12 protein-coding genes are annotated in these 13397 nt (G+C 64.8%); 6 read left to right on the forward strand and 6 right to left on the reverse strand.

Going from position 1 to position 13397, the window contains the following annotated elements; translation table 11 throughout:
- Positions 1-9: 9 nt before the first annotated feature.
- The 4 genes from B015_RS0107625 to pssA all read left to right on the forward strand — a co-directional run bounded on the left by B015_RS0107625 (position 10) and on the right by pssA (position 3926).
- On the forward strand, positions 10-345 hold the full coding sequence (locus B015_RS0107625; RefSeq protein WP_026227007.1) for a metalloregulator ArsR/SmtB family transcription factor: 336 nt from the start codon (positions 10-12) through the stop codon (positions 343-345).
- A 14-nt stretch (positions 346-359) separates the two neighbouring features.
- Positions 360-2255, forward strand: coding sequence for an ABC transporter ATP-binding protein/permease (locus tag B015_RS0107630; RefSeq protein ID WP_018427089.1), 1896 nt, complete (start codon positions 360-362; stop codon positions 2253-2255).
- A gap of 109 nt (positions 2256-2364) precedes the next feature.
- On the forward strand, positions 2365-3063 hold the full coding sequence (locus B015_RS0107635) for a phosphatidylserine decarboxylase (protein WP_018427090.1): 699 nt from the start codon (positions 2365-2367) through the stop codon (positions 3061-3063).
- On the forward strand, positions 3063-3926 hold the full coding sequence (gene pssA / locus B015_RS0107640; RefSeq protein ID WP_018427091.1) for a CDP-diacylglycerol--serine O-phosphatidyltransferase: 864 nt from the start codon (positions 3063-3065) through the stop codon (positions 3924-3926). Before B015_RS0107635 ends, pssA begins: the two co-directional genes overlap by 1 nt.
- 25 nt (positions 3927-3951) lie before the next feature.
- Here the strand turns inward: pssA and B015_RS0107645 are convergent, their stop codons facing one another.
- Together B015_RS0107645 and B015_RS0107650 are read right to left on the reverse strand one after the other, a co-directional pair.
- A complete protein-coding gene (locus tag B015_RS0107645; RefSeq protein ID WP_018427092.1) occupies positions 3952-6171 on the reverse strand; it encodes an AMP-binding protein in 2220 nt (739 codons plus the stop codon).
- Between the two features lie 228 nt (positions 6172-6399).
- Positions 6400-7317, reverse strand: coding sequence for a DMT family transporter (locus tag B015_RS0107650; RefSeq protein ID WP_018427093.1), 918 nt, complete (start codon positions 7315-7317; stop codon positions 6400-6402).
- A 117-nt stretch (positions 7318-7434) separates the two neighbouring features.
- Between B015_RS0107650 and B015_RS0107655 the strand changes: the two genes are divergently transcribed.
- Positions 7435-7941 (forward strand): OsmC family protein, encoded by a 507-nt coding sequence (locus tag B015_RS0107655; protein ID WP_018427094.1) that lies wholly within the window; start codon positions 7435-7437, stop codon positions 7939-7941.
- Positions 7942-7945: 4 nt separating this feature from the next.
- On the opposite strand, the gene B015_RS0107660 is transcribed toward B015_RS0107655, so the two are convergent.
- From B015_RS0107660 to B015_RS0107670, 3 genes are all read right to left on the reverse strand, one after another.
- The gene (locus tag B015_RS0107660) at positions 7946-8569 is read right to left on the reverse strand and encodes a hypothetical protein (protein ID WP_018427095.1); all 624 of its coding nucleotides are present in this window, start codon (positions 8567-8569) and stop codon (positions 7946-7948) included.
- 81 nt (positions 8570-8650) lie between these two features.
- Positions 8651-10417, reverse strand: coding sequence for an SLC13 family permease (locus B015_RS0107665; protein WP_018427096.1), 1767 nt, complete (start codon positions 10415-10417; stop codon positions 8651-8653).
- Positions 10418-10526: 109 nt separating this feature from the next.
- Entirely contained in the window at positions 10527-11273 is a 747-nt protein-coding gene (locus B015_RS0107670) for an SDR family NAD(P)-dependent oxidoreductase (protein WP_026227008.1), read from the reverse strand.
- 184 nt (positions 11274-11457) lie between these two features.
- On the opposite strand from B015_RS0107670, the gene B015_RS0107675 reads away from it, so the two are divergent.
- The gene (locus B015_RS0107675; protein ID WP_018427098.1) at positions 11458-11877 is read left to right on the forward strand and encodes a DoxX family protein; all 420 of its coding nucleotides are present in this window, start codon (positions 11458-11460) and stop codon (positions 11875-11877) included.
- A gap of 36 nt (positions 11878-11913) precedes the next feature.
- Here B015_RS0107675 and purF read toward each other — a convergent pair whose 3' ends face one another.
- Entirely contained in the window at positions 11914-13383 is a 1470-nt protein-coding gene (gene purF, locus B015_RS0107680; protein WP_018427099.1) for an amidophosphoribosyltransferase, read from the reverse strand.
- Positions 13384-13397 lie beyond the last annotated feature (14 nt).

Consider the following 13397-nt stretch of genomic DNA (forward strand, 5'->3'; position numbering starts at 1 on the left):
CGATAGACGATGAAATCTTTCCACTCAAACCAGCATTGCGGCGGGTCCAGCGCGGACGTGGCGCAAAAGCTAGCCGCGCTTTCGCATCCGGCGCGGCTTGAAATCCTGAGGCGGCTGGGCGGCGGCAGGTCATGCTGCTGCAAGGAGGTGGTCGAGCATCTCGACCTAGCCCAGTCGACCGTCTCCCAACATCTGAAAATCCTCGTCGAGGCTGGTCTGGTGCGTTATGCGCCGGAGCGCCAGCGCTCGCGTTATGAAATCGACCAGGTGGCGCTCGCCGCCATTTCCCGATCCGTCTCCGCGCTCGTCGAATCCTGCTGCGCGGACGAAGGCTCGGGCAGCTAATCAAGGCAAGAACAGTGGCCAACAAGACCGTATCCGCCGAACGGGGCTCGACGCTGAGCACCATCAAGAACCTGTGGCCCTATATGTGGCCGGAAGACAGGCCCGACCTCAGGCTGCGCGTTGTCTGGGCGACCGTGTTCCTGTTCGTCGCCAAGGGCGGCCTGGTCATCAGCCCCTATTTCTTCAAGTGGGCGACAGACGCGCTTGCCGGCGACCAGCGCGGCCCGTTGCTGCTCCCGGCGATCCTGGCCGCCCCGGTCATGCTTGTCGTGGCCTACAACGTCATCCGCATCGTCCAGCTCGGCTTCAATCAGCTGCGCGACGCGTTGTTTGCCAGTGTCGGCCAGTATGCCGTTCGCCAACTGGCGCACCGCACCTTCGTGCACATGCATGAACTGTCGTTGCGTTTCCATCTCGAGCGCCGCACTGGTGGCCTGTCGCGCGTCATCGAGCGTGGCACCAAGGGCATCGAGACGATCGTCCGCTTCACCATCCTGAACACGGCGCCGACGATCCTCGAATTCGCGCTGACGGCTGGCATCTTTGCCTTCGCCTATGGCTGGAAATATGTGGCAGTAGTGGCAATCACGGTGTGGCTCTACACCTGGTTCACGGTCAGGGCGAGCGACTGGCGCATCGGCATCCGCCGCGAGATGAACGAGTCCGACACCGACGCCAACACCAAGGCGATCGACTCGCTGCTCAATTTCGAGACGGTGAAGTACTTCAACAACGAACGTATGGAAGCCGAGCGTTTCGACCGCTCGATGGCGCGCTATGAGAGCGCAGCGACGAAGACCTGGACCTCGCTTGGCTGGCTGAACTTCGGGCAGGGCGTCATCTTTGGCATCGGCATGGCGATCGTCATGTGGATGTCGGTGCTGGAGGTCCAGGCGGGCACCCAGACTGTCGGCGACTTCGTCTTCATCAACGCCATGTTGATGCAGCTTTCGGTGCCGCTCAACTTCATCGGCTTTATCTACCGCGAAATCCGCCAGGGGCTGACCGACATCGAACAGATGTTCGACCTGCTCGACGTGCGCCAGGAAGTGGTCGACAAGCCGGGCGCCAATGCCCTGGTGGTTGGCACCGGCCGCGTCGAGTTCCGCGACGTGCATTTTGCTTACGATCCGAACCGCCAGATCCTCAAGGGCGTGAGCTTCGAAGTGCCGGCCGGCAAGACTGTGGCGATCGTCGGTCCTTCGGGTGCGGGCAAGTCGACGATATCTAGGCTCCTGTTCCGCTTCTATGACATCCAGCAGGGTGCGATCCTGATCGATGGCCAGGACCTCCGCGATGTAACCCAGGAAAGCCTGCGCAGCGTCATCGGCATGGTTCCGCAGGATACGGTGCTGTTCAACGACACCATCGCCTACAACATCCGCTACGGCCGCATGAATGCCGACGAGGAAGATGTTCGCAAGGCAGCCGAGCTCGCCCAGATCTCCGGCTTCATTGAGCGCATGCCCGACGGCTATAAGTCGATGGTCGGCGAGCGCGGCCTCAAGCTCTCTGGGGGCGAAAAGCAGCGCGTGGCAATTGCCCGCACCATCCTCAAGGCGCCGCCGATCCTGATGCTGGACGAGGCGACTTCGGCGCTCGACACCCAGACCGAGCAGGACATCCAGAGCGCGCTCGACCTGGTCTCCAAGGGCCGTACCACACTTGTCATCGCCCACCGGCTTTCGACCGTCATCTCGGCCGACGAGATCATCGTGCTCGAGGACGGCAGGATCGCCGAGCGCGGCACCCATGCCGAGCTGCTGCGCCACAAGGGGCTCTATGCCAGGATGTGGGACCGCCAGCGCGAAGCGACCGAAGCGGAAGAGAGGCTGCGCAAGGTGCGCGAGGAAGACGAGTTCGGCGTGGCCATTCGCCGCCGCACGCCGGAGGTCGCCGATGGCCAGTGATTGGGGCCAGTGATTGGGGAGGGCGTTGCCGTCGCCGCTATGCCGCGTTGCGAGGCCGGACCGTTTCCGGTAAGCACTGCGGGTCTTCAACAGCGATGGCCGCCCCTTCATGAGCATTGCCGACACGATCCGAAACGTCTTTGTTCCGGTCCATCGCGAGGGATATCCCTTCATTGCGGGCTTTGCCGCGGTCACCGTCCTGCTCGGCTTCTTCTCGACGTCGCTGTTCTGGGTTGGTGTGATTCTCACCGCCTGGTGCGCCTATTTCTACCGCGACCCGGAGCGCGTGACCCCCGTAGACGACCGATTGGTGATCAGTCCGGCCGACGGCGTGGTGTCGGCTGTGGGGCCCGCAGTGCCGCCGCGCGAACTCGGCCTCGGCAATGCCGAGATGACGCGCATCTCGGTGTTCATGAACGTCTTCTCCGTCCATGTGAACCGAGCGCCTGTCCGCGGCAAGATCGTCCGCATCGAGCATAGGCCGGGCAAGTTCCTCAATGCCGAGCTCGACAAGGCCAGCCAGGAAAACGAACGCAACGGCGTCGTCATCGACAGCCCCAATGGGCAGGTGGCGGCGGTCCAGATCGCCGGCCTCGTCGCCCGCCGCATCCTGTGCTGGGCCGATGTCGGCGGCAATATCTCCGTAGGCGAGCGTTTTGGCCTGATCCGCTTCGGCTCGCGTGTCGACGTGTTCCTGCCCACCAATGCGGTGGCGCGGGTTTCCGTCGGCCAGACGGCGGTTGCCGGCGAAACCGTGATTGCCGAATTCGGCGGCGCCAGCCATCCGCCGCTGGTCAGGGTTTCCTGATGGTGGCGCCATTCAAGCCCTTCGAACCGCATGGCAGCGGCGGGCCGCGCATCCGCGAGATCCCGCTGCGCATGGTGCTGCCCAACCTGATCACCGTTCTGGCAATCTGCGCCGGCCTGTCGGCGATCAGGCTCGCCTTCCAGGATCGCTTCGAATCGGCCGTCGTGATGGTGCTGCTGGCTGCCTTCCTCGACGGCATCGACGGCCGCCTGGCGCGCATGTTGAAGGCGACCTCGAAATTCGGCGCGCAGATGGATTCGCTCGCCGACATCGTCAATTTCGGCGTCGTGCCGGCGCTTGTGCTCTATGCCTACCTGCTCGACAAGGCGGGTTCGTTCGGCTGGATCGCGACGTTGCTCTTCGCCATCGCCATGGGCCTTCGGCTGGCGCGCTTCAATGTGCTCGACGAGGATCTCGAACGACCGGCGTGGCAGGCCGAATATTTCGTCGGCGTGCCGGCACCGATCGGCGCCATCACCTTGATGCTGCCGATGTATCTCGGCTTCCTCGGCCTCGAGGGCACGCGCACCGTGGCCTATGCCGCCACCGTCTTCACCATCCTTGTCGCCTTCCTGCTGGTCAGCCGTCTGCCTGTTTACTCCGGCAAGAAGCTGAGCATCCGCAGGGAGTACCTGCTGCCGGTCATGCTGGCGGCGGTGTTCTACGTGCTGCTCCTGACCGGCTATCCCTGGCAGACGCTGACGGCGTCGGTCGCAGGTTACCTGCTGTTCCTGCCGCTGAGCGCCAGCGCCTATGCCCGGCGTTCGAGGATCGAAGGCGAGAAGGCTGCAGCGGCGGCCGAAGCCGTGGCCGCCGAAGCCGCAGCGGATGAGGCTCCCGAACCCCCGAAAACCAAAGACTAGTGCTGCCCGCTCCGGCAGCGCCGCGTCAGGCGGCGAGCCCCAACTGCGTCATCGCCATCCGGCGGGCGGCGACATAGTCGGTCTTGCCGGAGCCGAGCACCGGCAATTCCACCACCTTGATGATGTCCTGCGGCACCATGAGCTCGGCCGCGCCGGCCTGCTTGCCGTAGAGCCGCAACTTGTCGGCCTTGGCGTCGGCTGCCGTGGTGACGAGCACGATGCGCTCGCCCCGGCGCTTGTCCGGCACTGCCACGGCCGCATGGTGTTGCTCCGGCCACAAAGCCTGCGCCATGATTTCGACGGCGCCCAGTGACACCATCTCGCCGGCGATCTTGGCGAAGCGCTTGGCCCGGCCCTTGATGGTGATGAAACCCTCGCGGTCGACGGAGACGATGTCGCCGGTGTCGTGCCAGCCTTCAAGCGGCTGGAGCACACCAGGCTTGTCTGCGGTCATGTAGCCCATCATCAGATTGGGGCCGTTGAGCCACAGCTGTCCGCCGTCGGAGACGCCTTCGACCTCTTCGAGCCGCATGCGGAGGCCCGGCAGCAGACGCCCGACAGTGCCGTCACGGCTGTGAGTGGCGGTGTTGACGGCAACCACGGGTGCCGCCTCGGTCAGGCCATAGCCTTCGATGATCTCGGCGCCGTAGCGCTCGCGCCAGGTGCGGCGCGTTTCCTGCCGAACTGGCTCGGCGCCGGCCACCACGAAGCGCAGGCTGGAGAAGTCGCCGTCCTCGGCAGTGCGCGCATAGGCCGACAGGAAGGTGTCGGTGCCGAACATGATCGTCGGCCTGACCTTGCGGGCGACGTCGGGGATCAGCTTGTAGTGCAGCGGCGAGGGGTAGAGGAACAGCCGCACGCCCGTCAGCAGCGGCAGGAACGTGCCGCCTGTCAGACCGAAGGAGTGGAATACGGGCAACACGTTGAACAGCTTGTCCTCGGGCGAAATGCTGATGCGCGCTTCGGCCTGCATGACATTGGCGACGATGTTGCGGTGGGAGAGCACCACAGCCTTGGGCGTGCCTTCGGAGCCTGACGTGAACAGGATGACGGCCGGCTTGGACGCATCCTGCGGCATGAGCGGCCTGTGCCATTGGAGCAGGGCTGCAATCTTCTCTTTCTGGCTGACGCTGTCGCGCAGGTCTTCGAGCCAGATGATGTGCGCGCCGGCCTGCTCGATTGCCGCCACGACATCGGCGAGGTCGGCCTTTTCGACAAAGGCGCGCGATGACACGATGGTTCTGATCTCGGCCGTCTTGACCGCTGAGGCGACGCTGGCCGGGCCGGCGGTGTAGTTCACCATGGCAGCCACCCTTGCTGATGAGATCAGCCCGAGCAGGGTCAGCACCACGCCGTTGGTGTTGGGCAGCATCACGCCCACGGGTTCGCCCGGAGCGGCCAGCTTCTGGAAGCGTGTGCCAAGCAGGCGCGCCCCGGTCATCACCATGCGATAGCTGAGCACGCCGCCGACAACGTCCTCGATGATGGGCCGAGAAGCGCCGAAGCGCTCGGCTGCATCACACATGCCGTAGAAGATGCCGCGATCGAGATCCGTACCTGCAAGGCGTGCCTCGGCAACACGATCGAACAGTGCGTTGGTGGTGTTGCTGCGCTGATAGCCGGCGCGCTGCAGCAGTTCTGCGACCGTCATCGGAGCGAGGGCGGCGATGGTGAGGCGTGGAAACCAGCTTCGCGGCGCGCGTTCAGGCGGTGTCAGCGAGAACGGCAGGAAGCGGGTTCCCGAGACATAGACCGGCACGATCCGGGCGTCGGCCTGCATGGCGATGCGAGCAATGGCGCGGAACAGACGGAAGGATTTGACGTCGGGCTCGACCGTGTCGGGGATATAGACCGCAAGGCGGCCTTTTCCGCGAAGCACGCGCACCAGTCGACGACTGACGAAGACATGCTCGGCATTGAAGGCGATGGTGCGACCAAGCTCGCGCCAGGGCTCGAGCCAGTGGGAGCGGGCCGACGCTTCGTCGAGGATATGCAGCGTCTGGTCGGGCAAGAGTGACAGCATCAGTGCCGGTTCAAGCCGCGACTGGTGCGAAACGACATAGATGACAGGGGCATCGGACTTGCGGGCATCGCGCATGGCCTCGTCTCGGATGCGGTAGACCAGCCGGAACGGCATATAAAGCAGCGCCTGACGGAACCTGATGCCGAGATCCTGCATCAAGAGCCCGGCCGCGAGCGACCACACAGCAGCAATGCCGAGCAAGACAGCACTGGCCAGGATCATGCCGCACCTCCCAATGCGCGCAGCGTGCGAATGCCACGCGCATCGAAACTAGACGATGATCACCACAGGTCAATGAGCATCGTCGTCCCCACTCCCTGAGTATGCCCTAAGGAAAAAGCCGGTCTTTCGACCGGCTTAAAGAAAAGGGGACGGGTGGAGGGGATGGGGGGATGGGGCAACCCGTCCTGAGGCTAACAACGCGAAGCAATGGAGATGGTTCCGCGGGCCTCACGCTTTTTTCGATTCTTTTTCAACCATGCCGGGCAAAGCGGGGGCGTGCCGGGCCTCGCTCCAGTCCCGCCAGGCATTCAGGATCACGGCAGTCAGAACAATGGCGCCGCCGACGAGGCTGGCAGACGGCGGCACTTCGGCGAGGAACAGCCAGGCAAAGAAGATGCCGAAGGGCACTTCTGTCGTACCCAGCAGGCCGGCCTCGGCCGCCGGTATGCGGCGCGCGCCCTCGGTCCACAGGATGACGGCGAGCGCGAAATTGAAGCCGAAGGCGACGAGCAGGGGCACGTCCTCTAGGGGAACGGAGAGCGGGTCGGAGACGAGCCAGGCGGGAAAAATGCCGAGGAAGGCCGAAACGGCGCCTGCCCAGACCACCGGTGCGTCGCGGAAGCGGCGGACGAGCGCGGCGTAGAGCGCGAATATGAAGGTCATCAGCATCGCCAGCAGGTCGCCGAACAGATGGCCGCCGCTGAGGCCTGACCAGACCATGATGGCGACGCCTGCCAGGCAGGCGGTGGCTGCCAGCGCCGTCTCGCGGCGGAAGACCTCGCCGACGATCAGCCATGCCAGAATAGCCACCACGAAGGGCACCGTGGCGTAGATGACGACGACATTGGCGACATAGGTGTTCTTGAAGGCGGCGATGAAAGCGATGCTCGCCGCCGTGCCCAGCACGGCCAGCATCCAGCCGCTCCGGCCGAGGCGGAGGCTTTCGCCGCTGCCGTGGGCGCGCCGCCAGAACACATAGGCCGAGATCAGGATGCCGCCGATCAGGCCCCGCCAGGAGGTGATCGTCAGCGGATCGGTGTCGATCGACTTGGTGAGTACGCCGGCGAGGCCGAAAACGGCAGCCGACAGTGCCACCAGCACAATGCCGAGCCTGTGTTCGGAAGCGGAGCCTGCCGCACCGGTCATGGAGCCTCCAGGTTGGTGAGACTACCTTAGCCCCCTGTTGCTGCCAGCCTCGTGTCAGGAGATCGCATGTCATCGGCTTTGTGTTAGCCTTGGCCATCCACGAGACCGGAGGATGCCATGGACGCGCAACAGCTGAAGGCCCTGCAGACGCCGTTGAAGGAAGCCTATCGGGAGGACGCCGGGCGGGCGCTGATCACGCTGAGGGCGCATGGCTCGGTCGACGACCAATCTATTGCCTGCAAGGTTGAAACCGGCCGGGCCATCGTCACCGCCGGCCTGCACCCGGCCACCGGTGGCACCGGCATGGAACTGTGCTCGGGCGATATGCTGCTCGAAGCCCTCGTGGCCTGCGCCGGCGTTACGCTGAAGGCGGTGGCCACGGCGCTCGAATTCCGCCTCGGCGAAGCCAGGGTGTCCGCCGAGGGCGATCTTGATTTCCGCGGCACGCTCGGTGTCGCCAGGGATGCACAGGTGGGTTTTCGCACCATCCGGCTGGCATTCAAGCTCGACACCGACGAGCCGCAGGAGCGCATCGACACTCTGATCAAGCTGACCGAGCGCTATTGCGTGGTGTTCCAGACACTGAACCTGCGGCCCGAACTGGTGGTGAGCGCCATTCGCTGACCGCTCAGTTCACCGCAAAGCAATAGAACAGCCCATCGCCGCCAGTGCCTTTCAGCGCCTGCTGGCCGCAGCCGCCGCGCGAGGCATGCGACGAATTCCACGACTTGGCGGCGACGGAATCGTCAAGGCCCTTGCGGTCGTGGTGTCCCATCATCGCAGCACCTTCGCCGTCGCTGGTCCAGTTAGAGCAGGTCTGGTCGGCGATCCGGGTACCGTCGGGTTTCGAGCCGGTCAGCATGTCGTGGCGGTTGGGCGTGTCGCCGCGCCCGTTGATGACATTGCCCTTTTCGTCGAGGGCGGTTTCCTTGTTGATGTTGTTGGCGTCGCCATGCAGGGAGGCGACGTCGTCGGCGATCTTCTGGCCCTTGGCGTTGAACCACGGCCCCTTGCCGATGCGGTCGCGCGCATCGGCGTCGCTGGTCGAAAGGTAGGCGTGCCAGGTCTTGCCGGTGACGCCGGCTGCCTCGGCGAGGCCCGCGCAATGGGCGTCAGCACCTTCCAGACCGCCGAGATTGGCGCCCTTGCCGGAGCCCACGCTGGTGACGAAGAAGCTCATCGTATTGTCTTGCGCGCTGGCGCCGAGCACGCCGGCGCAAAGTGCTGCCGACAGGATGAGAATGCGTTTCATCGGCCTTCCTCCATGGCTCTTTGCTGGGACTGGGAGGCTAGGTCGAGATGGCGGCGACGGCCAATCACGCTTGCGTGCGGGTCAGATCGGCCAGACCAGCATCAGCATGGGAACGGCGACGATGATGACGAGTAGCGACAGCGGCAGGCCGAGGCGCGGATAATCGGAGAATTTGTAGCCGCCCGGGCCCATGACCAGCGTGTTGCACTGGTGGCCGATGGGCGTGAGGAAGTCGCAGCCGGCACCAATCGCCACCGCCATCAGGAAGGCCTCGGGGCGGTAGCCCAGCGTACTCGCGAAACTGGCGGCGATTGGGGCTACGACGAGTACGGTGGCGGCGTTGTTGAGAAACGGCGTTACCGCCATGGCGACGATCATGATCAGGGTCAGTGCTCCCGCAGGGGGCAGGGCTGCGGCGAAGTCTGCAAGCCAGGCCGAGATCACGTCGGTTGCCCCTGTTCGGCGCAGGGAGTCGCTGACGGGAATGAGCGCCGCCAGCATGACCAGGATCGGCCCGTCTATCGCGCCATAGACCTCGCGCAAAGGGATGACGCGGAATACAACCATGGCGACGGCTGCCGTGAAGAAGGCAAGCGGCACCGGCAGCAGCCCAAGGGCTGTGGCAGCCATGGCCGCCACGAGAATGGCGACGGGCACGATGCCGCGGCGAAAACTGCCGAGCAGGATCGGCCGCTCGGCGAGGGGCAGGCAGCCAAGCTCGCGCAGGATGTCGGGCATCGTCTGGGGATTGCCTTGCAGCACGACCACGTCGCCGAGCCTGAGGGTGACCGCGCCGAGCCGTTCCTGGATGCGCTCGCCCTTGCGGCTGACCGCCAACAGGTTGACGTTGAAGCGATCATAGAGCGCCAGCCGCTGGGCCGAACCGCCGATGAGGCTGGAGTTTTCACCGATGATCGCCTCGACGGCGGTTGCCAGATGCTTGCCGCCGGCCATGTCGCGGCCGCCGGTGACGCTGAGCTTGGCCTGGGCGACCATGCGGTCGAGCGCGTCGGGTGCGCCCTCGATCAACAGGATGTCGCCTTCGCGCAGCGTGACATCGGGAAACGGCGTGACGTGCAGGGCGCGCGAACGCAGGATGGAGGTGACCACTGTCTGGCCGCCGCCGAGCTTGAGCAGATCGGCCAGCGTCTTGCCGGCAATGGTCGAGTCGGCGACGACCCGTGCCTCGGTGACGTAGTTGTTGATGTCGATGGCCTCGTGGATCGAAGCGGACGCGCGGGTGCGTATCGGCAGCAGCCTGTAGAAGATGATGAGGAAGACGACGCCTGCGACGGCAAGTGCCGCACCCACCGGCGTGAAGTCGAACATGCCGAAGGTCTCGCCGGTCATCTCCTGGCGCACGCGCGACACCACGATGTTGGGTGAAGTGCCGATCAGTGTCATCAGTCCGCCGAGCAGCGAGCCGAAGGCCATGGGCATCAGGAACACCGAGGGCGAGGTGTTGGAGCGCCGGGCGAACTGGTAGGCGATGGGGATCATGATCGCCAGCGCGCCGATGTTCTTCACGAAGGCCGACAGAAGGGTGACGATGATGACCAGCAGCGCCAGCTGTGCGCGGACGGTGGAAACCTCCGGCGCGAAGCGCTGGATGGCGTATTCCATGATGCCCGAACGGGCGACGCCGGCGCTGACAAGCAGCGCCGAGCCGACGATGATGACGATGTCGTCGCTGAAGCCCGAGAAGGCGTCGGCTTGCTGGACCACTCCAGTGGCGACGGCGGCGATCAGCGCGCCGCAGGCGACGAGGTCATAGCGGAACCGGCCCCAGATGAACGCCGCCATCATCAGCACGATGATGGCCAGTGACATCAGCTGGGCGGTCGTCATCAGGCGGAAGTCCCCACTTCGGTCATTAGCGCAGGTCAACGCGAAGACCTGCGTCTTCGTTGCGTCGCACCGGCCATGTCGCCGGAGCAGCGCTGGCAGGCGAAGGGTGTTACGCCGGCATCTGGTAGGATGCCCAGCGTTCTCCGCGAATCTGGTAGATTTGGCCGGTGTGTGTGAGGGCCGGGTCGAGCATCGGCAGGATGTGGCGCGCCGTCTCCGAAGGATGCGTCACCGTCTCGGGGTTCTCGCCCGGAACCGCCTGCGCGCGCATTGCTGTGCGGCTGGTGCCGGGGTCGAAGATGTTGACGCGCAGCGGCGAGTTCTTGGTCTCGTCGGCCCAGGACCGCGCCAGCGCCTCGACGGCTGCCTTGGAGGCGGCATAAGGCGCCCAGAAGGCGCGGGCCGAATGGGCCGAGCCGGAGCTGACGATGACGGCGCGGCCGGCGTCGGACTTGCGCAGCAGCGGGTCGACGGTGCGGATCAGGCGCCAGGTGGCGGTGACGTTCACGTTCATCACCTTCTCGAACACCTTGGCCTCGACATGGCCGATGGGGGCGATGACGCCGAGCACGGCGGCGTTGGCGACGAGAATGTCGAGCTTGCCCCAGCGGTCATTGATGGCTGCGCCGATGCGGTCGATGCCTGCCATGTCGGTCAGGTCGAGCGGCACCAGCGTGGCGCTGCCGCCGGCAGCCTTGATCTCGTCGTCCAGATCTTCCAGGCCTCCGACCGTGCGGGCGACCGCAATGACATGGGCGCCGGCTGCTGCCAGGTGCTTGGCTGCGTTGTAGCCGATGCCGCGCGATGCGCCGGTAACGAGGGCGATGCGGCCGGAAAGGTCGGGAGTGCTGGTCATCAGGGCATCCAATTCGAGCTGGTCGATCCGCAGCCTGATAGGACGATTTCGCCGGGAACAAAACCCCACGCGGGCTGATTGGATGCCGCAGGTGCAGGGCCGGACGTCATTTCTTGCCGACGATGTCGGAAAGGCCCGCTGCGCTACGTCCTAGGCTACGGGACGTACCCAAGAGGAGGATATGATGGGCAAAACTGCTGCAATCCTGCTGGCGAGGCTGATCTTCGCCGGCGTCTTCGCCATGGCGGCCGGTTTCAAGTTCGCCGGAATGGGCAACACAGCCGGCTATATTGCCGCGGCCGGCTTTCCGTTGCCGTTGCTGCTGGCTTGGCTTGCCGCGATTTTCGAGGTTGGTCTGGTGCTGGCATTCCTCAGCGGCGCGTTCTTCTCGGAGGCGGCGCTGCTAGCTGGTGTCTATGTGATCTTTCTTGCCTTTGCCTTCCACGGCCCTGCGCACTGGCAGGGCAACCAGGCCGAGTTCGGCTTTTTCATCGATCACTTCACCTTCCTGGCCGGGCTGCTGTTCGCAGCCGCTCATGGTCCAGGCGAGGCGCTGGCCGCCAAGCTGGGCGTTCTGTGGAAGGGCAGGGCTTCCGCCATCTGAGGCGAAAGCCGGGATCGTCAGAGCAGGCTTACAGGCTTACGCCCCGCCGGTCGCCAGCAGCGACAGTGAGCGCACGTTGTCGGCGCCTTCGAGGTCGAGCAGGCGGGTCGGGTACTGGCCGGAGAAGCAGGCATCGCAATATTGCGGCTGCTCGTCGTTGCGGTTCGCCTCGCCGACTGCGCGGTAGAGACCGTCCATCGACAGGAAGCCGAGCGAGTCAACACGGATGAAGTCGGCCATCTCCTGGACGGACATGCGCGATGCCAAAAGCTTGGACTTCTCCGGCGTGTCGACACCGTAGAAGCACGAGGCGCGGGTGGGCGGCGAGGCGATGCGCATGTGCACCTCGCGGGCGCCTGCTTCACGCACCATCTGCACGATCTTCTGGCTGGTGGTGCCGCGCACGATGGAATCGTCGACCAGCACCACGCGCTTGCCTTCGATCATGCGCCGGTTGGCGTTGTGCTTGAGCTTCACGCCCATGTGGCGGATGGAATCGCCTGGCGAGATGAAGGTGCGCCCCACATAATGGTTGCGGATGATGCCGAGCTCGAACGGAATGCCTGCCTGCTGGGAGAAGCCGATGGCTGCTGGCGTGCCGGAATCCGGCACCGGCACGACGATGTCGGCGTCGATGGGGCTTTCGATCGCCAGCTCAGCACCGATGCGCTTGCGCACGTCATAGACGTTGCGGCCTTCGACCGAGGAATCCGGACGGGCGAAATAGACGTATTCGAAGATGCAGAAGCGTGGTTTCTGTGGCTCGAACGGGAAGTGGCTCTCGACACCTTTCGAGGTGATCACCACCATCTCGCCGGCCTTGATGTCACGCACGAAGCGCGCGCCGATGATGTCGAGCGCGCAAGTCTCGGAGGCGAGGATCCAGGCGCCGTCGAGATCGCCCAGCACCAGCGGGCGGATGCCGAGGGGGTCGCGGCAGCCGATCATCTTCTTGGACGACAGCGCTACCAGCGAGAAGGCACCCTCGACCTGGCGCACCGCATCGACGAAGCGCGAGTTGAGGTCGCGTTCCTTTGACGTGGCGACGAGGTGCAGGATCGTCTCGGTGTCGGAGGTGGATGAAAAAATCGCGCCCTGCTTTTGCAGCGCGCGCTGGACGGTCATCGCATTGGTGAGGTTGCCGTTGTGGGCAACCGCAAAGCCGCCATCGGCGAGTTCGGCGAAGAAGGGCTGCACGTTGCGCATGCCGGCCCCGCCTGTCGTGGCGTAGCGCGTATGGCCGATGGCACGGTTACCGCTGAGCCGGTCGATGACCGCCTGCTTGGTGAAGGTATCGCCGATCAGGCCGATATGGCGCTCGACATGGAACTGGCTGCCGTCATAGCTGACGATACCCGCCGCTTCCTGGCCACGATGCTGGAGCGCATGCAGCCCCAGTGTCACGATCGCCGCGGCATCCTGCCGGCCGAATATGCCGAACACGCCGCATTCGTCATGGAAATGGTCGTCTGCTTCCGCTGAGAGGGCGGTCGATGCGTCTGCCATGGGGCGAGGCCTCT

The organism is Hoeflea sp. 108 (assembly GCF_000372965.1).
In the GTDB taxonomy this organism is placed as follows: Bacteria; Pseudomonadota; Alphaproteobacteria; order Rhizobiales; family Rhizobiaceae; genus Aminobacter.